We start from the raw sequence: 22266 nt of genomic DNA on the forward strand, positions 1-22266 counted from the left end.
TAAGACCATTTTATTATGGATATTTGGCAGCTTCTCCTTTTTATTCCTGCTTGCTTCGCTCTAAATATGGCTCCAGGCCCAAACAATTTATTGGCAATGAATAATGCGCGTTGTTACGGCTTTAGGGCCGCGTTTACGGCCAGTTTAGGCAGAATTGCTGCTTTTTCAGCGATGATTGCGTTGTCTGCATCAGGTCTGGCTGTGATTTTGTATACGTCAGAAATGCTATTTTTGGCAATAAAGCTGGTAGGGGCGCTGTATCTACTGTGGATTGCGTTCAACCTTTGGCGTTCAGAGTCCAGCCCGACCTCTGACTTGGACAATTCGCGCAATTACGCAGGACTTGCGAAGCAAGAATTTACGCTTGCTGCTGGCAACCCGAAAGCGATTCTTATCTTTACTGCATTCTTGCCGCAATTTGTTGATGCCAATGCCAACGTTCAAGAACAGTTTTTTGCCCTTGGCTCGACGTTTTTGATATTAGAAATGGTCGCCATTTCAATCTATGCCATCTTTGGTTTGTACTTGAGACACTGGTTTTCAAATCCAAAAATGGCGAAACGTTTCAATCGCGGATGTTCGTTGTTTTTAGCTGCATCAGGTGCGAATTTGCTTCTAAGTAAGCAATAACAAAACATCATCTCTGTAGATTATTTTTCTATAAAAAAAGCCGCTGATGTTACATTAGCGGCTCTTTTCGTTGATGTATCGATTAATTTATTGTTACCACATCAAATCGTCAGGCACGACGAAATCTGCGTATGGATCGTCTTCTGCTGGAATGTCAGATTCTGCTTCTTTCTGTTCGATGATGACGGACTCATCACGTTGAGCAATTTTATTCGCTACTCCACGTGGAATGACAACATAGCTTTCACCAACAATTGCGATTGCCAAAATACCTTTGATCAACTGCTCGCGGATAAGTGAATCTACATAAAGTGATTTCACTAGCGTACCGTGAGTGAAGTTGTATTTGATGTCGCCATCTTTTAAGTCGATCTTGTTCATCTCAATCAATTGATTGATCTGCGCTTTGATCTCTTTGTTTAATCGCTCAGCATTTTGCTGCTCGCTCAATTGTTTATCACGCTCTAACTGTTGGCGTTTATTCTCTTCAACCGCCGCTTTTACTTCGCGTGCTTGAACGCGTGATTTTTTTGAGCCTTTCTTCGCTTTCTTTAGTTTCTTTTCATTAACTAAGCCAGCTTTCAGCATTTGTTCTTGAAGGGTAAGTTTTGCCATGTTTCATCCAGTTAGTGCGCAATTTTGGGCATTTTACCCACTATTGCCACTTGTAGTAAATAATAGTGCTTTCTATGGGTCTAAAATGTTTGGTTGGCTTGTTGTCTCTTTAATGGAAAGTGCAAAGCGGGCCTTCTCCAAAGCCCGCGAGCATTACTGAAATCTAGGTGGGTTATGGCTGCCACTGTTTAGATGTGACGAGGTTATCCATCACTTTGTTTACCGCTTGATGCGCTTTGTCGACAATGGTGTCTATATCGTTACGATTCGCGATAAGCGGTGGAGCAAAACCGAGGATGTCACCATGTGGCATAGCGCGAGCGATTAAGCCTTGCTCTAAACAGGCCGCCGCGATTTGCGGGCCTACTTTCAAGTTTGGATCAAAGTGTGCTCGGCGAAGCTTGTCTGAAGAAAACTCCAACGCATGCAACAAGCCAACGCCACGAGTATCACCGACTAATGGATGATCGTTAAACGTCTCTGCCATACGTTGCTGCAAGTAAGCGCCGACTTCGGCCGCGTTTTGCACTAAGCCTTCACGTTCAATGATATCGAGGTTGCAGTTCGCGGCTGCCGCCCCCATTGGGTGACCAGAGTAGGTATAACCGTGTCCGATAGCGCCCCATTGGTCGGTGCCGTTTTCTAGCACACTCCAAACTCGTTCACCGACGATCACGCCAGACAGCGGTTGATACGCTGAGGTTAACCCTTTCGCTACCGTGATGAGATCTGGTTTCATGTCGTAGTGGAGTGAGCCAAAATCGGAGCCGAGGCGACCAAAGCCACACACCACTTCATCCGCAATCAAGAGTACATCGTATTTGTCGAGTACTTTGCGAATCGCCTGCCAGTACCCTGCTGGTGGTGGCACAATACCGCCAGTACCGAGCACTGGTTCCGCAATCATTGCTGCTACCGTTTCTGGGCCTTCTTCCAAGATCATCGCTTCGAGTTGATCTGCGCAATATTGAGAGAATTCAAGCTCAGACATACTCTCGTCTTCACGGCGATAATAATATGGCGCGATGGTGTGTTTGATACGCTCAAGTGGTAAATCAAAATGGGCGTGGAACAACGGTAAACCTGTCAGTGAACCGGACGCGATACTTGAACCATGGTAGCCGCGGTCACGCGAAATGATTTTTTTCTTCTCTGGTAGACCACGAGCATTGTTGTAATACCACACCAACTTAAGTTGAGTTTCGTTCGCGTCGCTGCCTGACATGCCGTAGTAAACTTTGCTCATGCCTTCAGGCGCCATTTTGATGATGCGATCTGACAGTGTCACGAGCGCTTCGTTCGTATGGCCGACGTAAGTGTGGTAGTACGCCAGTTCTTTGGCTTGTTCATAAATAGCATCGGCCATTTCAGTCCTGCCATAGCCAATGTTCACACAATACAACCCGGCAAAGCCGTCTATCAGCTCGATGCCTTCTGAATCGGTGATGCGTATTCCGCTTCCGCTCGAGATAATTCTTCCCGAAAGCTCCCCGGCCGCATACTGCTTCAGGTGGGTTGAGGCATGAAATACTCTCTGACGATCGATCTCTAAAAGTTGTTGGGTTTTGTTACTCATGATCCTTCTCCTCGAATAATTGGATATCCATATTTCGTGCCTCAACTGCCACTGACGGTTGGTAAAGCGCCTAAGCAGCAGTATTTGATTTCACTGTATTCTTCAAATCCGTGACGGCTTCCTTCTCGTCCAAGACCAGACTGTTTCACGCCGCCGAATGGGATAGGGTGCCCTGTCATTTTGACGGAGTTCACGCTCACCATGCCAAACTCCAAACCGCGCATGCAGTGCCAAATTTGGTGAATATCGTGACCATAAACATAGGCAGCTAAGCCGTACTCAGTGTCGTTGCTCATTTCAATCACGGTATCTAAGTCTTGGTAAGGCAATACGCCTGCCACAGGACAAAAATTCTCTTCGCGATACACCGCCATTTCTGGGGTTACATCGGCTAGCAATGTCGGCGCGAAGAAGTTTTCGCCTGGTACGGGCTGGTGGTATCCCGCTACCAATCGCGCGCCTTTGTCGAGCGCATCACGCACCAAATCATGCGCTTTATCCACCGCAGTGCGATTAATAAGCGGTCCCATGGTGGTTTTTTCGTCTAAGCCATTGCCCAAAACGATGTGGCTCATTTCTTTGGCAAACGCTTCCAAAAACGCTTCGTACTTATCGTCAGGGACGAAAATACGGTTTGCGGCCAAGCAGTCTTGTCCTGCGGTTTGAAACTTCGCATCCACGGCGGCTTTGGCTGCTTGCTCGACATCCATATCTGGCAGCACGATGAAAGGGGCGTTACCACCGAGCTCCATACTGCACTTCTTCACGGTTTGTGCCGCGTCGCGTAGCAATAGTTTGCCTACTCGAGTTGAGCCAGTGAACGAGAGCGCTTTGACTTTATCGGAGTGGCACAAGGTTTGTGACACCATCATCGCATCGCCAGTGATAACGTTAAATACACCAGGTGGAAAGCTAGCTCGGTCTGCTAACTCTGCCAACGCTAACGCAGAAAAAGGCGTTTCACTGGCGGGCTTAATGAGCACCGGACAGCCTATTGCTAGTGCGGCTGCGGCTTTGCGTGTGATCATGGCATTAGGAAAATTCCATGGTGTAATCAGAGCTGCGACACCAATCGGCTCGCGTACTGTCGATAGTTGCGCATTCGGGATATGACTTGGGATGGTTTCGCCATAACAGCGGCGTGCTTCTTCGGCAAACCAACGAACAAAGGATGCGCCGTAGTCAATCTCACCTACAGCATCACCTAGTGTTTTTCCTTGCTCCATCACCATCAAATGAGCAAGGTCTTGCTTTGATTCTAGAATCAGGTCGTGCCAACGCATGAGAATTTCAGCGCGCTCTTCTGCTTGCATTTTTCGCCATTGACGAAAGGCTTGGTCGGCTTCATCAATCGCTTGATAGAGTTGTTGCTGAGATAGCTTAGTGATGTAACCGATGACCGTGCCATCTGCTGGATTATCCACCGGATGAAATTGATCACCACTTACCCATTTGCCATTCACGTACGCTAAACCTCTCACCAAACGTACGTCTTTCATTATCGCCATCATGTCGTGCGAGGCTTTTAATTCTTCAGCGTGTAAGCTGTGCAGTGCTGTCATGAGTCCTTCTCCCAGCATCGTTGTCCATAATGAAACTGTAATGGAGAAGTGACCGAAATAATTTCTGATACCGAGGTTTAAAACGTCAGAACTTTCTTTTTAGTGCCGTTAAATATGGTGTTTTTTCTGTTCACGCCTGATACGCATTTTCCCTTTTATAACAAAGCGTTTTGGTTTACTTCGAATGTGCCCGCATCACGTTTGATTGTTTTTGTCACAATGTAAGTAAAGTAGCGCTCAATGCCCACATCTGAGTCTAACCAGTTGTCGATAAGCCGCTGATATTGGTCGATATCTTCTGACTGAATTTTAAGGATGTAATCGATACCACCGCCCGTGGCATAGCAATCAGTGACTTCTGGTGAATGTTGAACCAGTTGCTCGAAGCGTTTGAACGCTTGGGCGTTGTGTTCTTTGAGCGTAACTTCAACCATAACCGACGTTCGTTTGAACAAAATATCGGTATTTACTTTTGCTCCGTAACCTTCAATGATGCCTGCTTCTTCCAGTTTTTTGACGCGCTCCCAGCAAGGGCTCACGGATAGGTTGATGGCCTCGGCAAGGTGAGACTTGGTGATACGACCATTATCATGAAGTATTTGTAGAATTTTTACGTCGTAGCGATCGAGGCGCATTATGAGTCTCCCTGTTGAATACTAATCATTTCATAAAGGCTGATGACTGGTCGCTGTTATAAGGTGCTTTCCAGTTTGCTTCTGGTATGCCATTTGTTTTGATTTCTTAGTTGGCTTTTCAATCAGCCTATCTCGCCGCAGTCTTCGGCTATAACTGCGATAGTGTCACCGATATTCACCATAGCAGGAAAACGACGTGCCGCGAAAATACCATTGCGCTGTGACTTGTACTCAACGGGGGCGGTACCTGTGCGCTCGGTCGAGAAGATTCTCACTAATACATCGCCCTTTTTGACGGTATCGCCAAGATCAAATAAGTATTCTGTGATGCCGTGGTGTTGGCTTTGCACATAACAACTTGCATCAGGCATACCTAATAACTTAGTTGGTTGGGTTGGTTGTTCGTAGTCACCGGGCAAGTTGCCTGAGAAGCGCAAGAAGTTGCGAATGCCACGGTCGGAATAAGCGATGGTTTCTGGAGTGCTGGTTCCGCCTCCTCTTAGTTCGGTGGTAACAAAGATTTTTCCCTGAGACTCCACGGCAGTGTCATACAGGCTGGTGGCGTCCATTTCGAGCAAGATCATGGTGTAAGGTGCGCCAAACAGTTTTGCACCTAATATGCAGGCTTCTTCTTGATCGAGATTGTCGAGACGATGGGCAGCGGCGAACGGCACGATATCTAACGTTTTACCACCTGAGTGAATGTCTAACGCAAAATCGCACTTAGGAACTAGGTAACGAGTAAAATAATCCGCAATTTTCTCGGTCACTGTGCCTATGGGGTTGCCGGGAAAGCTGCGATTTAAATTCCCTTTATCGATAAACGACGTACGTGAGGCATTTTGTACCGCAGGTAAGTTCATCATGGGTACAATAATGACACGACCTTGGATTTGATCTGCCTGAAGCGAGTTCGTCAATTTTAGCAGGCTGGTGATGCCTTCGTATTCGTCTCCGTGATTACCGCCAGTAAGCAGTGCGGTTGGTCCGTGACCATTTTTGATCACGGTGATAGGTATCATAATACTTCCCCAAGCGGAGTCGTCATGTGAATAGGGCAGCGTTAAAAAGCCGTGCTGTACACCTTCTCGGTCAAAGTCTATGGTGGCTGTGATCGAGCTTTTTTGCATATCAAGTCCTTTTAGTTCTCAGACCTAGCTCAACAGAGCTTGAGGTTTGAAAAATTAGTGTTTAACAAATAAGTGGCGTGGAAAGTCACACAGCGTTTTTGCTCCATCATGGGTAATGACGATACTTTCCGTTGTTTCTAATCCCCAATCTTTGAACCACAACCCCGGCATAAAATGGAATGTCATGCCTTCTCTCAAGATGGTTTTATCGGTGTCTCGCAAACTCATGGTTCGTTCCCCCCAATCTGGCGGGTAGCTCAAACCTATTGGATAGCCACAACGGGCGCCTTCGCGTGAGAATCCCGCTTTATCGAGAACCTGGTTTAGTGCATTGGCGATGTCGGCGCAGGTATTTCCGGGCTTTGCCACTTTCAAGCCTGCTTCAAGCCCTAAAGTTAGGGCTTCGTCGGCTCGTTTAAACTTGTCGTCAGGCTCGCCAAGAAAAATAGTGCGAGAGAGTGGACAATGGTAACGGCGGTGCGCCCCTGCAATTTCAAAAAACGTCCCTTCGCCTTTCTTGAACGGTCTGTCATCCCAAGTCAGGTGAGGTGCGGAAGCATCAGAACCTGATGGCAAAAGCGGCACAATCGCGGTGTAATCGCCAAAGTGGTCTTCATGCCCGAGCACGGCTTGGCGGTTAATCTCGGCAACAAGGTGGTGTTTCGGTAATCCTGGTTCAATCATGTCGAACGCGACACGGTGCATATTTTCAACAATGCGAGCGGCACGGTACATGTACGCCAGTTCTTGATCGGATTTAACGGCGCGGCACCAGTTGACTAGTCCGGTTGCATCGAGAAGTTGAGCATTCGGTAGGTGCGTAGTGAGTGATTCGTAAGCGGTGGCGCTAAAGTAATAGTTATCTTTTTCTACACCGATACGACCACGATCCCAAAGGCGCGGAGCCAGTACGGCTTCGACCAGGAAATCCATCGGGTGTAGCGGCGGATTCATTACATAATGGTCTGGATAGTAGGTGATGTTTTCTGCCGACATATACGCAGTCCTGTATGCTCCGTTGGCATCTTGGCAGCGTCCAAACCAAACTGGCTCATCAGATGGACCAACAACGACACATTGTGGCACGTAAAAAGACCACCCATCATAGCCTGTCAGCCACGCCATGTTAGAAGGGTCATGAATGATAAGGACATCCAATTCTCTTTCTTCCATCGATTGCCGAACTTTCGTTAACCGATCCTGGAACTCATCCAGTGTAAAATGCAAAGCAACGCCTCTCATATTTTCTCCTTGTTAGAAATCCGACGCCTTATGGGCCTTCGGAGACGCTGAGGTATTTCTACCTTCTACCAGCTAGCCAGATCTGCGTTAAAAATGATTGCAATTTACCTCTGGGGTTGTATTTGGATTAAACGATGCTGTTTAACATGTTTGTTTAACCCATACATTTCATGTCAATCATTACAATTGTGGTTTATTTTTGTGCATTTCACCTCGTTTTGTGAGTTAAAGTTCGCCATTTGTTAAATGGAAGTTACAATGAGCATTAAAAATGAATCAATTAAAATATTGTGTCATGACAATTTCTTTGAACCCGATCATTCGGCCAGGCACCGCTAAATACATCTCCATTGGTAACTATCTTGTCGAATGTGTCCGCAGTGGTTATCTAAAACCGGGGACTCGATTACCCACACATCGTGAGTTTGCAGAACAAATTGGCGTCAGCGTACAAACGGTGAGCCATGCATATGGTTATGCAGAGAAAAAAGGGGCGATCGAGTCTTGGGTTGGGAATGGTACTTTTGTCAAATCAGGTTTTGTGGATGAAAGTACGGACACGGAGTTCATGCTGACACAAGAGATGAAAGAAACGCCGGATGAAATTGATATGTCGATTGCACATCCAGTGGTGACCGATCGCCACATTACGCTTTTTAATCAGGCGTTAATGGAGATTGCTGGGCAAACAAACAATCGTGGTTTGATCAGTAAAGCAAAGCCGGTAACAGGTCAGCCTCATCATATTGAGTCAGGAGCACGATTTCTAAGTAGCCAAGGGCTGGATGTGGGTGCCGATCAAATATTACTCACAAATGGAGCATGCCATGGTTTAACGTTGGCTTTAAGCACAGTTGTTGAACACGGTGATTTAGTTGCTTGTGGTCACTTGGTTGATCATGGCTTGATCTCTCGCTCGAGAATGCTTGGATTTAAGTTGCAACCACTTGAAATGGATGAGTTTGGTATAACGCCGGATGCATTTGAATGGGCATGTAAACACAAACCAATCAAGGTATTGTGTTGCACACCTAGCATGGCTAACCCGACTAGTGCGCATATGGATCTTGCACGCCGAGAGGCGATAGCGAATATTGCGCAGCAATACGACATCTATGTCATTGAAGATGACGTGTATGGAGCACTAGAACCTAACCGTGTCCCACCCCTTGCCACATTGTTACCCGAACAAGCTTTCTATGTAACCAGTTTAACCAAAGTTGTAGCGCCAGGCATGCGCACTGGCTATCTGACGGTCCCACGTCATTTTTTGCAGCACGCGATTGGTCGTTTAGCCGCAACGAGTTGGTCTGCGACGCCATTACCATTTGAAGTTGCTCATTTGTGGATCGAGAACGGTACGTTAAATCGACTTATTCGCTTTCAAGTCAATGAGTTTGCTAAGCGACAACGAATAGCAAAAGCCGCTTTAGAAGGGCATGTTTATAGCTCGCACCCGAATGGACAGCACATTTGGTTGAGACTACCCGAGCAGTGGAATAGCGATGACCTGGTTGCTTCGGCAAAGCGTTCAGGGGTGCAGATCACGGGATATAAACCGTTTGTTCTCGATACAAATCAGCCAATGCCTTACGTGCGAATCAGCTTGGGAGCAGAAACAAACCGAGGCTACATCAAACACGGGTTATCTGTGATTGCTGAAATTCTCGATACCAACCCTCCCACCTCACACTTTTTGGTCTGAGCGATAGGTTACTTATGCTTTTATCTGATGGGCTTAAACGTTTGTAACTGAGTTTTTTCTTGTCGCCATTGTCTCGGCGATTTCCCCGTCCAACGGCGAAAATGGCGGCTGAAGACCGCAGTTTCTGCATAGCCCAGTTGCAACGCGATATCGGTAATACTCTGGATATTCTCATGCAATCGCTGTTCGGCGAAATCCTGACGCACTTGTTGTAAAAGCTGCCGATAATTTGTGCCCTTTTGTTTCAGCTTGTTTTGCAGCATTCTCGGATGCAGGTCCAATGCTCTTGCAACGCGCTCAACGCTGCATTCTCCGGTTGAGATCAGACGGCCAATCATGTTTGCTGCTTGGTCACTGAGATTGTTGGGGTAACGGGTTTGCAGCTCTTTGAGGTGCTGTTGAAAATGGCGCTCTAGTGCGTCTTCATCTTGGTGGTTCTTGGCGTTAAGCAGAGTCGCTTTAAGTAGGATACCGTCAAACTTATCACCGAAACGCAGTTTGTTCTGCTGGGCAAACTTGCTTTTTTCTACTTCCAATGTTGCGTGTTGAGTCAAATGTAGCGCGAAGTGACTTGCTTCAATATCAAGTAAGCTAGCAACAAACATCGCCAGATGCGACACACTGAGCTGCATCAACTGCGCGATACCTCGTTCGCTGTGCACATCAATATTGAGCGACAACCGTACCCAATCATCTTGTGGCGTCATGTTGAGAGTGACCCCTGACGAATGCAGATAGAGAAAATCATTCACCCGCGCCAAGGCTTCACCGACCGTTTGCGCCCGGGAAACCAGCATTGGTAAGTCTCCCAAGCTCTGTAGGTTTTGACGCTCGGCGAGCAACACGCCAAACAGCGGTTGCTGACAACGAGCAGCCGCTTCCTCCAGCAATTCAGCCAGCCTAGGGTAGGCGAGATACGTATCGGGATTGCGAAACTGCGCCGCAGACAGCCCGACGGCAGCCATAATCTCAACCGGATTCTGCCCCAGTTCGGAAACCAAGTTATCAAATTTATCGGCAGCGCCACTTCGTACGATATACATGTCTCGATTTTTAAATGTTAACAGGTTGTAAATCGCAATGTATCAAATTTACTTCGCAAAAGGTCAAGTGAGTGTCAGTGAGTTGATCTAGGTTACATTTTGATAACAACAACGCATGGATGAGAAGGTGTATGGAACTTATCAATAAAACGGCCATTGTGACTGGGGCAGCTGGTGGAATTGGCCAAGCCATCATTGCAAAGCTGAGAGAGCAAGGAGCCAAAGTGCTTGCTGTCGATATTTCAGAACAATCACTGCAAATGTACACAAGTTTTGACCCAAAGAAGTTGGGAACCTTTGTCGCGGACGTCACCGATTACCAACAAGTTGAAGCTATGGTGAAGTACGCGGTTGAACAGTTTGGCTCGCTTGACATCATGGTTAACAACGCGGGCATCGGTGCACCGAAACCTCTGCTTGACCACGACCCAATTGCCGATTTTGAGCCGATCTCTAAGGTCAACCAAAATGGCGTTTACTACGGCATTCTTGCCTCTGGAAGACAATTCCAAGCGCAAGGCACGCCGGGCGTGATCCTCAATACTTCTTCTGTTTACGCACGAATGGCGTCTGAGATGACCTTTACCTACAACGTCAGTAAAGCCGCAGTCGATATGATGACCAAATGCGCCGCATTAGAACTCGCACCATTGGGTATTCGTGTTTGCGCTGTCGCTCCGGGACGCGTTGATACTCCGATGTTAAGGCAATACGAAGAGATTGGCCTGTGGGACCACATCCGCAAAGAACAGATGCGTCAAAACTTCACACAACCAGAAGAGATTGCTGATGTGGTGGCGTTTCTGGTCAGCGAGAAAGCCAACTGTATCAACGGTTGTACCATCAGCGCATCTGACGGTTTCGAGAATTTTAAGTACCCACTTATGGGATAGGCGAGTACGCCACATTACAGCAATAGCGAGGATGTAACTTATGTCATTACCAGAAGTTATTCAGCACCAAGATTTCTTATTAACTCTTAATACCAATGAGGAGTCGCTCATCAAAGACGCGTTACCGGGTGTGGATGTTTACCCGTTGTTTCTTGACCCAGAAAACGGTACTTGGGTGATTCGTGCCAAATTCAAACCGGGTATCACTCTGCCTAAGCACTTCCACACTGGCGTGGTGCATTTCTATACGCTGAGTGGCGCTTGGCACTACATTGAGTACCCAGATCAAGTCCAAACTTCTTGTAGCTACTTATATGAGCCGGGCGGTTCGATTCATACCTTTCACTGTCCAGAAGAGTCGGGTGGTGCAGATGGCTTTATGGTGATCCAAGGTGCGAACATTAACTTTGACGACGAGGGTAACTTCATCAACATCATGGATGCAGGTTGGATTGAGCAAGTTGTTATTGCAACAGCGAAAGCACAAGGCTTCACCGCGCGCTACATCAAACCGGGTGCGATTGCTGGCCTAAGCGATGAGCTAGCGGAGTAACCCCATGCAACAGATGAACAGTATCATAATGCAGGATGGTAGTGTCCGCCTGCAGCAAGTCGAAATCCCCAAACCTGCAGCGGGACAAGTGTTGGTTCGCAGCCTTGCCTGTGGCATTTGTGGCTCCGACCTTCACATTACTCGACACGCGGATGAGGTATTTGATGTATTCCACCAGCTCGGGTTGATGCCTGATGAAGCCGGTGAGCACGCTCAAGTGATGTTGGGGCATGAGTTCTGTGCGGAAATTATCGAATACGGTGCCGATACGCAGCAAACGTTGTCCGTTGGTAGCCGAGTCACCTCAGTGCCGATGTTGCTCAGCCAAAATGGCGCGGGCGTTGGTGTTACTCCGGGTACTTATGGCGCTTACTCTGAGTACTTCCTGCTTGATGAAGCGTTATTGCTACCTGTCCCAGACGGAATGCCATCTGAGGCGGCGGCACTGACTGAACCACTGGCGGTCGGTTTGCACGCGGTCAATCGCAGTGAAATCGAGACGGAAGAAACCGCGCTGGTTGTCGGTTGCGGTCCTATAGGGCTGGCTGTGATTGCTGCACTGAAACAACGTGGCGTGAGCAACATTCTTGCGGTCGATCTTCAGGAAGAGAAACTGCAACTTGCTAGTGAGTTTGGCGCAAATCGATTGATCAACCCGACCAAGGAAGACGAGATCGCCGTTGGTGAGCAGTACGCGATGAACTCACGTCTGGTCATTTATGAGTGTGTGGGCAAGCATACCTTGATTGACGATTTTCTGCGCCGCGCTCCTGCCCGAGCGCGAATCGTCATCTCGGGTATCCATACTACACCCGCAATCATCAACTACGCGTACGCGACGGTAAAAGAGCTCGATTTGAGATTCTCTTACTACTACCAACCGCACGAGTTTGAGCAATGCCTACAAGCGATTGCCGAACATAAGTTGCCTTGGCAGAAAATGCTCACCGCCAAAGTGGGAATCGATGGTGTCGAAGACGCATTTACAAAGTTAATGACGCCAAATGATCACATCAAAGTCGTTATCGAACCTTGGCGCAGCGGCGCGTTAGAAGTGATTTAACTCTTAGCCAGATTTAGCTAGCTAAAACCAATTTTAGTTTGGTGACAGCCCCAACCGTAGCTGCTAGGTTGGGGCTTTTTTGTTAGGCCTGTTCTGCGCATTCCTGTTGCAGAGCAGGGTAATCGGTGTAGCCTCGTTCGTTTCCGCCAAACAACGTTGAGCCATCGAGTTCTGCCAACGGATGGTGATGTTGCAAGCGAGAGACTAAGTCTGGGTTTGCTACAAATGGCCGTCCGAATGCGACAAGATCCGCGTAACCTTTCTCTAACACTTCGTTTGCTCGTTGAGGAACGTAGCGACCTGCAACAATAATAGCGTTGCGAAAGCGCTTTCTAAGTTCGATTCGAAACGTCTCAGGAATCGTTGGTGCATCGGCCCAATCGGCCTCGGACAAGTGCAAGTAGGCAATGTCGCGCTCCTGTAGTTGCTTTGATGCTTCCAAGATTGTTGGCACGATATCTGGGCAGTCCATATCTTTAAAGGTAATGAATGGTGCCAATCTCACCCCAACTCGATGCGCACCAATAGCGGCGATAACTGCCTCCACTACTTCGATAAGAAAACGGATACGATTTTCTCGTGAACCGCCGTAGTTGTCTGTTCGATGGTTTGAGTTGGTTCTTAAGAACTGATCGATCAGATACCCATTCCCGCCGTGGATTTCTACACCATCAAAACCCGATTCAATGGCGCGTTTGGCTGCGTTCGCGAAATCACCGACAACTCGGTTGATATCTGCTTGTGTCATGGCGCGAGGCTCAACACAATCGACCATATTGCCGTTGCCTTGTTCATCTGCAATCCAAACTTGCGTCTCTACCGGAGCGAGCGCAGATGGCGCGATAGGCTGTTCACCATTTTGGAATGTTGGGTGAGACACTCTGCCCACATGCCATAGCTGACAAAACATCGCTGCGCCTTGTGATTTGACCGCTTGGGTCACACCTTGCCAGCCCGCCACTTGCGCATCGGTGTAAACGCCAGGGGTGAACGAATAGCCTTGAGAATCGTCCGAAATTTGCGTGGCTTCGGAAATGATCAGCCCGGCAGAAGCGCGCTGTTGATAATACGTTGCCATCATCTCATTCGGGATGTTGCCCGGCTGAGTGGTGCGTGCGCGGGTCATTGGTGCCATGACAATGCGGTTTTGTAGTGACAACGCTTTCAGTTGAGCTGGTTCAAACAGCTTATTTGTTCTTTGTTTCATGATGCGCTCCTTAGATAAGTACTGGCACGTTGGTCGCTTTACGAGCGGTTGCCATCCAGTGAAGTACGGCTGGATCCCATTGCACTTCGGGCGCACTGAAAAAGCCGCGTAGAATGGAAAACATAATGGCTTGATCAACCAGTGACGTTTGCTTTTCTGAACTTAGGTTGAGCAAGGGTTTAGTTTGTTCTATCAAAGCGGCGACTTCTTTCGCAATCGCAGGTGTATCGTTAATCAAAGCTTCAAAATTTAACGCTTCGGTTTCTTTTTTTGCACGCCATGCTTGTTTAGCGGTTTCTGTTGCAAATTCCGGTAACGTCATGTTTGACCAACGCGGATACCCGACTTTTTGTAGCGGTAAAAACGCTTGTTTTTGCCAGTCTAAAACCGGTTTGGAGGGTTGGCTGTTTTCGCTGGAAGATGCCAATTCAAGGAAGTAGTTGATGATGTCTAAGCTTTCCGCCATGGCTTCACCATCGTCTTTGATCAAAAGAGGAACTTGTTTTGCGCCGATGAGGTTTGTGGTGGTGCTCTCGTCGTCATAAGCAATGTTGATGACATCGAGCTGAATATTCAGCATGCCTGCAACAAAACGGACGCGGGCGCTAAAGGGGCAATGTTCATAAATGTACAGTTTCATTTTTTGTTTCCTATCTCTTGGCTGGGCAGGGCGTGTTGTTGTGCGTTGTAGAGCGTTACGGCGTTTAACTTTGCCCTGTCACATAACGTTCTGGGTCTAAACAATGTCGATAGGGCCAGTATATGGATTCGAATTAATTTGATAATTGGGTAATATCTGAATTAATTATTCAGTTTTTTCAAATAATAAGGGCGCGAAGATGGATAAGTTTTCGGATATGACGTTGTTTGTCAGCATCGTTAAACATCAAGGTCTGGCAGCGGCGGGAAGGGAGCTAGGTTTATCTCCGGCGACGGTAACGGCAAGGCTGCAAGCGATAGAAGAACGCTATGGCGTAAAGCTGCTCAACCGAAGCACACGCCACGTATCACTTACGGACGCAGGGGCAATGTACCATCAAGCTTGTCTGAACATCATTGATAGCGTGAAAGAGACGGAAAACTTGCTGCAAACGGGTATTTCGCAAGTGCGCGGAACGTTGAAAATTTCAGCTCCACGAGATATTGGCAAACAAATTGTTTCGCCGATGGTGTCGGCTTTTTCTGAGCGATATCCGGATGTGACACCTTATCTTTATCTTAATGACAATTTATCAAACTTGGCTGAATCGGGGCTCGATTTGGTGATTCGTTACGGTGAGTTAGCGGACAGCAATCTCATCTCGCGCAAGCTGGCATCGAGTCAACGCGTACTGTGCGCGTCACCTGATTATTTGGCGAAGCAAGGTGTCCCAAACTGTCCTCAAGATCTCGCGGTTCATCGCTGCTTAGCCATGGTGCGCAGCAATGAAGAATTAAAAACGTGGCACTTTAAAGATGAAGAGTCTCACCAAACGATCACGGTCACGCCAAAGCGCTTTTCTGATGATGGTGAAGTGATTCGACAATGGGCGTTGGACGGTGCGGGGATTGCGTTGAAATCGATTTTAGATATTCAGCAAGACCTAAAACAACAACGTTTAGTTACGGTTTTGGATAGGTATATGAAAAACTTCAGCGCCTTTTCGCAAGGCGCTGAAGCGGATCTGCATGTCATTTATCAAAGCCGCCAATATCAACCGAAAAGAGTTCGCCTGTTTTTGGACTTTCTAGTTGAGCAATTTAGCGCGCTGAGTGATACCAGCAATCAGATCTAGATGCGATTCCGAGGTTTCTCGGCGGTGGCGATAAATCCCGACGGTGCCAGGGTTTGGTTCGTTTTCCATGGTTAAGCATCGTAAGCCAAAGGATTCCAAATACGGTTTGAGGTGGCGGGTATAAGACATCACCGCGACGCTTTCTTTCAGTACATCAATACTGGCGAGCAGAGAATCCACTTCGTAAGTCGGTCTGTCATCCAGTTGCTGCCTTTCGCGTTCATTTTGCTTCGGGATTGGGTTATCGATGACGTGAGCGAATTTCTTAGCGTCATAAGTGACCGAAAGAGCGGGGTATTCGTGCAGCATATCTTCGGTGACGGTTTTCCCTAGAAGTGGGTGGTTTGGGGAAACAAAATAGGCATCAACCGTTTGAAATAGCGGAATAAACGTAACATCGCATTTAGACGACAATCCGACAATCTCGTGGCCGATGAAGAATTCAATCTGTTCGTTGATTAATGAATCCATCAAGCCTAAGTGGTTGCCAAATTCGACGTGCGTAGATGCCGAAGGCTGCTTGGTCAGATGGTCATTGAGTGCTTGTTTGACGAACAGCGGCCACCACGCATCGCCAGTACCCATTTTAATTTTTCCGACTTGGTACTGTTTCCGTTCATCAATGCTTTGCATCATTTGGTTGTATTCATGCTGCATCGCGTTGCTATGGCGATAGAGGATGCGTCCGTATTCGGTCAACACCATGCCATTAGGATGACGTTCAAAAAGCGTCACGCCGAGATTCTCTTCCAGCTTCTTTAAATTGCTTGTTACCGTTGGCTGGCTTAACCCTGCCATTCTTGCCGCAGCGCTGATGCTTTGACAGCGTGCAACCAGTAAAAATTGCTGCAGAGATTTGTCCATTTTCTTTCCCCTCTAAGAACGAGGGGTATTTTGCACAATTTCATTTATAAATCACAAATCTGTAATCTCATTTGATTGAAATTATGCGCATTTCATAGATCTACATCACTGTTGGGGTTTGACGTATAGATGTTATCTATAGCTCGCTCCTGACTTCCTATTTTCCCCTCAAAAAGGTGTTCTTTAGACTGTCGCCAAAACAACAATCTAAGGGATGAACATGAAACCGAGTTTTATTGCGCTTGCTGTCGCGTCTTGTATTGGTCTTGCTGGGTGTGGGTCAGATTCTTCTGATGCGCCTGTGCCGGTCGACAAACCAATTATTTCAGCCGACTTATATTTACGCGGTTTAAATGGGGATTGGGGCACGGCAGAGCATGCCAAGCTAAACTCTTTGGGTAATAACGAGTACGAAACCGTACTGCGCGTCGCTCGAGGTAGCAATCAGTTCAAGATTGCTGATCCGGGTTGGCAGATCCAATACACCTATTTTGAGGAGCCCGCGGCGTTCGATAAAGCTCAAGAGTACCTGCCAAAACCAGACACGAATGAAGCGTGTATGAACGATGATTGCAACTCTGAGATCACGTTTGAAGACAAAGGGTATTACAAGTTTTCTGTGAGCTTTGCCGATGAAAGTCGTGCGACAATGACTGTGACGAAAGCAACGCAAGAAGAAGCGGAAAAATACTACTCTGATGCGATTCTCGACCCTGCAATGGTGCATGAAGGGCATCAGAATAAAGAAGTGAAACTGTTCGCCAATTACGATGACTCGAGTGATACCGTGATTTTCTCGGTGAAAGATCCTAAAGCTGAACTGCGTGAATTTGGTATTTCAACGACGACAGAATTGCGTGATGCGCTCGACCAAGGCTTAGTGATTAATGAGCAAACAGGGCCGCGAGTGGTGTCGGGTGATGTCGCGTTTGACGCGTTGTTTGCATTGACGATGAAAGAGCTAGACCAGCTTGCCGTTTCTGAAATCAAAGACGGCAATTACAACTACAACAACCCAATCAAAGCGGAAGTTTTTGAGACGGGCGCGAAGTGGCATTACGTATGGACGCGTGATTTGGCGTACGCAGCAGACCTTTCGCTTGCATTGATGAATCCAACTCGGGTGCAAAATGGTTTGAATTTCAAATTGTCTGCTTTCCGCGACACGACCGATCAGCAATACGATGGCGAGCAGATTGTGCAAGACACGGGCACGGGCGGCAGCTGGCCAATCAGTACCGACCGCACGACTTGGGCGCTTGGTGCAGAACGCTTACTTTCGGCATTGGATGGGGAAGAGTACAACCAGTTTGCAGAGCGCGCATATAAAGCGATCAGTAATACACTTGAAGCCGATCGCTTGGCGGCTTTTGATGCGAAATCTGGTTTATACACTGGTGAGCAATCATTCCTTGATTGGCGTGAGCAAACTTACTCAACGTGGACGCCAAACGATGTAAATGCGATTGGTAGCAGCAAAGCGTTATCGACAAACGTGGTTCACTACCGCGCGATTCATCTCGCGGCTAAGTTGGCAGAGAAGTACGACTCAACCAGCGCGGTCAAATACACCGATTGGGCTGAGCAGTTAAAAACCGCTATCAACGAGCAGTTTTGGAATGCCGAACGCGGTATGTACGTAAGCTATTTGTTTGACAATGGCAAAGACATCGCGGTCGACAAATACGACATGTTGGGCGAAGCACTTGCGATCATCAGTGGCGTGGCAAGTGATGCGCAGGCGAAACAAATCATGGCCAATTACCCACACAGTGAGTTTGGCGTGCCGGTTTACTTCCCTCAACAACCGGATGTGCCTGTGTACCATAACCGCGCAATTTGGCCATTTGTTACCGCGTACAGCTTGCGCGCCGCGCATCAAACACAGAACGTGGCTGCGGCGAACAATGCGATTCAATCGTTGGTTCGTGGCACGGCAACTAATTTATCCAACATGGAAAACTTAGAGTGGCTTTCTGGTAAGTCATTCATCATCCATAGTGATCATGGTGAAGATCCAAGCATGGATGGCCCAGTGATTAACTCTCAGCGTCAGCTTTGGTCTGTGGGTGGCTACTTGAACATGGTGGTAGAGACCCTATTCGGCGTTCATACCGAAACGGGTAAGTTGGAAGTGCAGCCATTTATCACAAGTTGGGTGCGCAATAACTTGTTGGCTCAGTCTGAACAAATCACTTTGGAAAACTTTGCCTTCAAAGGAAAGAACTACTCGGTAACGATTGACTTGCCTGAAGTAAGCAAAGATGAAACAGGTTACTACCCAGTTGAGAATGTCACGATGGACGAAGAGGGGCATTTCCACGTGACATTAGGCGCGCTTGTGAATGTAGATAGCAGCATTACTTTAGTTTCTGATGTGAAACCGTATGTGAGTAAAGACAGCCGTGTTTATTCTCCGCAAGAGCCGACATTGGTGGTAAAAAGCGTTGATAATTCGGTTTCGATTGACGTGACGAGCAAGTACAACGTGAACTTGTATCGCAATGGCGAGCTGATTCAAAAGAACGTGATTGCTCAATCTTATTCCGATACGCCAACAGGTTTTGCTTGTTATTTGGCTGAAAGCATTAACGATAAAGGCTTCCGTTCTAACCCAAGCCAGCCGGTTTGTGTCGGTGAAGAGATCCGCATCAAACTTGATGGCGAATATCAGCCACTCAAAGACAATGTCTCAGTGGTTACGGTGCGCAAAGACAGTGGTATCGTAAAAGGTGCAGAGTCGTTTACAGCTCCTTTAACGGGCACTTACCAGTTCGATGCTTGGTACAACAATAACCTAGGGCAACTTAATACTGGCATCACGAACACCGTGAAATTGTTAAAGGTATTGGATGATGCAGGTAAAGTGGTTGGTCAAGGTTACTTGCAGATGGGCCATATTGGTGAAAACCAAGGTATGCGTTACTCAACGCCAATTGAGGTGACGTTGGAGCAGGGAAAAACCTATCAGGTCGCGCTGAAGGACCACTTCAATATGAGTTACCTCAAATCGAATGAAACCTACATCTACGCAGGTGGTATTGAGGGTGAAAAGAACGAAGCGCAAATCGCAGATATTCGAATCACACCTTTAATGTAGGCTGTTTTAACAAAGCTGCGTTCTAAGAAAAACAAAGCCGCTGAGATTATCAGCGGCTTTGTTGTATTTGCTATCGGGGGCCGTTTACAGGTTAGTTTGCCGCCTGCGGACGAGGTTTACGGCGCTGACCTGACGGTTTGTTTCCTGCAGGTTTAGCATTGTTTGGCTTGCGGTTACCTGACGGTTTACCAGCGTTGCCACTCTTATTACCGTTTTGTTTATTTCCATTCGGCTTATTGCCATTTGGCTTGTTGCCGTTAGGTTTGCGGTCATCTGGTTTACTGTTTGCACGACCTTGGCCTTCACGGTTGCCTTTAGGCTTGCCCGCACCGCCTTGGTTGGTGCTGTTTTTGTTGCCGTTGTTACCACCGTTGAAGCGACGTTTAGGTTTGTTTGCACCATTGCCTGCTTTCTTTTCGGCTGCTGGGGCGTTTTCACTTGCAGCATTTGGCGCTTTTGGTTTTTTCGGCTTCTTAGGTTTTTTCGGTTTGATTGGGCGCGTATCCAGTTTAGATTCTGGCACCACATTGGTTGGCGCAAAACCTTCCAACTCTTTACGTGGTAGTACTTCTTGAATCAAACGTTCAATCGCAAACAACTCAGATGCTTCTAGCGCACACACCAGTGAAATCGCTTTACCTACTTCGCCCGCGCGGCCAGTACGACCAATACGGTGAACGTAGTCTTCTGCCACTTTAGGTAGCTCAAAGTTCACCACTTGCGGCAATTGAGGAATATCGATACCGCGCGCAGCAATGTCCGTCGCGACCAACACACGAATTTCACCCGATTTAAAATCCGCCAGTGCTTTGGTACGCGCGCCTTGGCTCTTGTTGCCGTGGATGGCAGCAGCCGGTAGGTTTTGTTCGATAAGGAACTTCGTCAGACGGTTTGCGCCGTGTTTCGTTTTCGTAAACACCAGCACTTGCTTCCAATCGCCGTCTTTGATCAATTTAACCAACATCGGTGCTTTCTTTTTCACGTCTGCTGGGTAGATGCTTTGCTCAACCGTTCTCGCCGTCGAGTTTGCCGGGTTCACTGAAATCTCAACCGGGTTGTTCACCAAGCCTTTCGCAAGGTCACGGATTTCATCCGAGAAAGTCGCCGAGAAAAGTAGGTTCTGACGCTGTTTTGGTAGCAGAGCTAGGATCTTACGAATGTCACGGATAAAGCCCATATCCAACATACGGTCTGCTTCATCGAGCACTAGCACTTCCAGTTGGTCGAACTTCACCGCATTTTGGTTGTACAAATCCATCAGGCGCCCTGGTGTCGCGACCAACACATCCGCACCTTTGCGAAGACGCTGCATTTGCGGGTTGATCTTCACACCACCAAAAACAACCGCACTGCTTAGTGGAAGATGACGGCCGTACATAAATACGTTTTCTTGCACCTGAGCTGCAAGCTCACGTGTTGGCGTTAGGATCAGTGCTCGAACTTGGTTAGCACGAACGCGAGGGCCGTTCGATAAACGCTCAAGAATCGGTAGCGTAAAGCCTGCAGTTTTACCTGTACCAGTCTGCGCTGCTGCCATTACGTCTTTCCCTTCCAAAATAGCAGGAATTGCTTTTGCCTGAATTGGCGAAGGGGTGTCGTAGCCTTTCTCTTGAATAGCTTTAAGGATTGGAGCAGATAGACCTAACGAGGTAAAACCCATATGTATGATTCTCAATTGTAGAGTTAGATAACAACGCGCCGAAAACAAATCGGTGCGAAAAGTGCGACATTCTGAGGCTTTTACGCGCAGGCTTCAACTAATTCCGTCATGGATAAATATTTGAACTGGATCTCATTTCTTTTTGGCAGGGAAAACTGATAACTGGTTTGGTCGATCGATTGAATGGTTTTACGTTGGCGATGCCCATTCTTACATCGCTATCACGGTATGCAGTTTTAGTTTATCAAATGCTGTTCGGAGTGTGGGGGAGGCTTGCTCCTTTCATTACTCCGCTTTTGCATGCGTTAAAAACGCACTCGTCAATTGCTGAAAGAGCGAATCTACCGATGGGCGGTCGGATACATGATGGAAGAGCGGTGTGTGGACATCACCACGAATATCATCGCTGTGACCGCAAAGCTGATTACACATTCGTACTGGTTCGACAATCTTCTCGACGTCGGCATCAATCAGAATGCATGCTTGTGACAATACCACTTGTCCGCCGCCTTTTTTAAGTAAAACACGCTGCGCGGTTCCCACGACTTTTTGCCCGCCAATGTTGAGGTTGTACTCGCCATCGCAGTAGGAATAAGGCGTAGCATGAACATCCACTTTCACGCCGAGCTGTTTAAAGAAAACCGTTAATATTGCACATAAATCGAGATACGCTTTTTTGATGTTGTAAGGCTCGCCTTCTGGCCAGTGGTAAATGTGGGATAGATTGATAATACCTGGCACCTGAGGGACTGGGGCACCACCGGTTTTACGAGAAAAGAGCTTCCAGCCAGACGTATTTAACGCATGTTCTAACTCATTAGACACTGGCCATTTCTTACCCGCGGGAAGCACGAGCGTTGGACTTTTTACTTGCCAAAGCAATAGCACTTGCGAGAGTTGGTTGGACTGAACTTGTTTAATGAGCTCATCTTCTTTGTCAAATGCATCAGCGACTTCCGTAGCTGTGTAGCGAATTAGCTTATTTTTAGCAACCAAACTCTATCCCTCGCGGC

At 47.6% G+C, this 22266-nt stretch carries 19 protein-coding genes and 1 pseudogene; 8 read left to right on the forward strand and 12 right to left on the reverse strand.

Annotated elements, in window-relative coordinates; translation table 11 throughout:
* Positions 1 to 15: 15 nt before the first annotated feature.
* The gene (locus R7Q39_RS10175) at positions 16 to 630 is read left to right on the forward strand and encodes a LysE family translocator (protein ID WP_318076044.1); all 615 of its coding nucleotides are present in this window, start codon (positions 16 to 18) and stop codon (positions 628 to 630) included.
* Positions 631 to 723: 93 nt separating this feature from the next.
* Here the strand turns inward: R7Q39_RS10175 and R7Q39_RS10180 are convergent, their stop codons facing one another.
* The 6 genes from R7Q39_RS10180 to doeA all read right to left on the reverse strand — a co-directional run bounded on the left by R7Q39_RS10180 (position 724) and on the right by doeA (position 7390).
* Positions 724 to 1245 (reverse strand): DUF2058 domain-containing protein, encoded by a 522-nt coding sequence (locus tag R7Q39_RS10180; protein WP_053307193.1) that lies wholly within the window; start codon positions 1243 to 1245, stop codon positions 724 to 726.
* A gap of 172 nt (positions 1246 to 1417) precedes the next feature.
* Positions 1418 to 2821: an aspartate aminotransferase family protein gene (locus R7Q39_RS10185; protein WP_171345907.1), complete on the reverse strand. Its 1404-nt coding sequence runs from the start codon at positions 2819 to 2821 to the stop codon at positions 1418 to 1420.
* Positions 2822 to 2862: 41 nt separating this feature from the next.
* Positions 2863 to 4383 carry an NAD-dependent succinate-semialdehyde dehydrogenase gene (locus tag R7Q39_RS10190; protein WP_062731063.1) on the reverse strand — a complete coding sequence of 507 codons (1521 nt, stop codon included), beginning with the start codon at positions 4381 to 4383 and terminating at the stop codon, positions 2863 to 2865.
* A gap of 155 nt (positions 4384 to 4538) precedes the next feature.
* Entirely contained in the window at positions 4539 to 5018 is a 480-nt protein-coding gene (locus R7Q39_RS10195; protein WP_005387046.1) for an Lrp/AsnC family transcriptional regulator, read from the reverse strand.
* A 122-nt stretch (positions 5019 to 5140) separates the two neighbouring features.
* Positions 5141 to 6148, reverse strand: coding sequence for a N(2)-acetyl-L-2,4-diaminobutanoate deacetylase DoeB (gene doeB, locus R7Q39_RS10200; protein ID WP_130546417.1), 1008 nt, complete (start codon positions 6146 to 6148; stop codon positions 5141 to 5143).
* 54 nt (positions 6149 to 6202) lie between these two features.
* Positions 6203 to 7390 (reverse strand): ectoine hydrolase DoeA, encoded by a 1188-nt coding sequence (gene doeA, locus R7Q39_RS10205; protein ID WP_005373780.1) that lies wholly within the window; start codon positions 7388 to 7390, stop codon positions 6203 to 6205.
* A 271-nt stretch (positions 7391 to 7661) separates the two neighbouring features.
* Here doeA and R7Q39_RS10210 point away from each other — a divergent pair, with 271 nt between their 5' ends.
* Positions 7662 to 9095: a PLP-dependent aminotransferase family protein gene (locus tag R7Q39_RS10210; protein ID WP_080996812.1), complete on the forward strand. Its 1434-nt coding sequence runs from the start codon at positions 7662 to 7664 to the stop codon at positions 9093 to 9095.
* A gap of 20 nt (positions 9096 to 9115) precedes the next feature.
* On the opposite strand, the gene R7Q39_RS10215 is transcribed toward R7Q39_RS10210, so the two are convergent.
* Entirely contained in the window at positions 9116 to 10138 is a 1023-nt protein-coding gene (locus R7Q39_RS10215) for a helix-turn-helix domain-containing protein (RefSeq protein WP_318076045.1), read from the reverse strand.
* A 131-nt stretch (positions 10139 to 10269) separates the two neighbouring features.
* Here R7Q39_RS10215 and R7Q39_RS10220 point away from each other — a divergent pair, with 131 nt between their 5' ends.
* The 3 genes from R7Q39_RS10220 to R7Q39_RS10230 are packed head-to-tail and all read left to right on the forward strand — an operon-like array spanning position 10270 to position 12647.
* Entirely contained in the window at positions 10270 to 11031 is a 762-nt protein-coding gene (locus tag R7Q39_RS10220) for an SDR family oxidoreductase (protein WP_318076046.1), read from the forward strand.
* Positions 11032 to 11071: 40 nt separating this feature from the next.
* Entirely contained in the window at positions 11072 to 11584 is a 513-nt protein-coding gene (locus tag R7Q39_RS10225) for a 2,4'-dihydroxyacetophenone dioxygenase family protein (RefSeq protein WP_206953415.1), read from the forward strand.
* 4 nt (positions 11585 to 11588) lie between these two features.
* Positions 11589 to 12647 (forward strand): zinc-binding dehydrogenase, encoded by a 1059-nt coding sequence (locus tag R7Q39_RS10230; protein WP_206953417.1) that lies wholly within the window; start codon positions 11589 to 11591, stop codon positions 12645 to 12647.
* An 82-nt stretch (positions 12648 to 12729) separates the two neighbouring features.
* On the opposite strand, the gene R7Q39_RS10235 is transcribed toward R7Q39_RS10230, so the two are convergent.
* Both R7Q39_RS10235 and grxB read right to left on the reverse strand, forming a co-directional pair.
* Positions 12730 to 13854, reverse strand: a complete 1125-nt coding sequence (locus R7Q39_RS10235; protein ID WP_206953419.1) for an alkene reductase — start codon at positions 13852 to 13854, stop codon at positions 12730 to 12732.
* Positions 13855 to 13864: 10 nt separating this feature from the next.
* On the reverse strand, positions 13865 to 14494 hold the full coding sequence (gene grxB / locus R7Q39_RS10240) for a glutaredoxin 2 (RefSeq protein WP_025579798.1): 630 nt from the start codon (positions 14492 to 14494) through the stop codon (positions 13865 to 13867).
* A gap of 199 nt (positions 14495 to 14693) precedes the next feature.
* On the opposite strand from grxB, the gene R7Q39_RS10245 reads away from it, so the two are divergent.
* Positions 14694 to 15629: a LysR family transcriptional regulator gene (locus R7Q39_RS10245; RefSeq protein WP_017633588.1), complete on the forward strand. Its 936-nt coding sequence runs from the start codon at positions 14694 to 14696 to the stop codon at positions 15627 to 15629.
* On the opposite strand, the gene R7Q39_RS10250 is transcribed toward R7Q39_RS10245, so the two are convergent.
* Positions 15582 to 16493, reverse strand: coding sequence for a LysR family transcriptional regulator (locus tag R7Q39_RS10250; protein ID WP_017633589.1), 912 nt, complete (start codon positions 16491 to 16493; stop codon positions 15582 to 15584). The two genes, R7Q39_RS10245 and R7Q39_RS10250, sit on opposite strands and share 48 nt — an antisense overlap.
* A gap of 220 nt (positions 16494 to 16713) precedes the next feature.
* Here R7Q39_RS10250 and R7Q39_RS10255 point away from each other — a divergent pair, with 220 nt between their 5' ends.
* Positions 16714 to 19593, forward strand: coding sequence for an MGH1-like glycoside hydrolase domain-containing protein (locus R7Q39_RS10255; protein WP_017633590.1), 2880 nt, complete (start codon positions 16714 to 16716; stop codon positions 19591 to 19593).
* A gap of 91 nt (positions 19594 to 19684) precedes the next feature.
* Here the strand turns inward: R7Q39_RS10255 and R7Q39_RS10260 are convergent, their stop codons facing one another.
* On the reverse strand, positions 19685 to 21253 hold the full coding sequence (locus tag R7Q39_RS10260; RefSeq protein ID WP_206953420.1) for a DEAD/DEAH box helicase: 1569 nt from the start codon (positions 21251 to 21253) through the stop codon (positions 19685 to 19687).
* 148 nt (positions 21254 to 21401) lie between these two features.
* Here R7Q39_RS10260 and R7Q39_RS29285 point away from each other — a divergent pair.
* Positions 21402 to 21479: pseudogene (locus R7Q39_RS29285) on the forward strand (VOC family protein); the annotation flags it as partial.
* A 59-nt stretch (positions 21480 to 21538) separates the two neighbouring features.
* Here the strand turns inward: R7Q39_RS29285 and R7Q39_RS10265 are convergent.
* Positions 21539 to 22249, reverse strand: a complete 711-nt coding sequence (locus R7Q39_RS10265; protein ID WP_005373753.1) for a biotin/lipoate A/B protein ligase family protein — start codon at positions 22247 to 22249, stop codon at positions 21539 to 21541.
* Between the last annotated feature and the right edge of the window lie 17 nt (positions 22250 to 22266).

The organism is Vibrio sp. 947, from assembly GCF_033339115.1.
GTDB classification, from domain to species: Bacteria; Pseudomonadota; Gammaproteobacteria; order Enterobacterales; family Vibrionaceae; genus Vibrio; species Vibrio alginolyticus.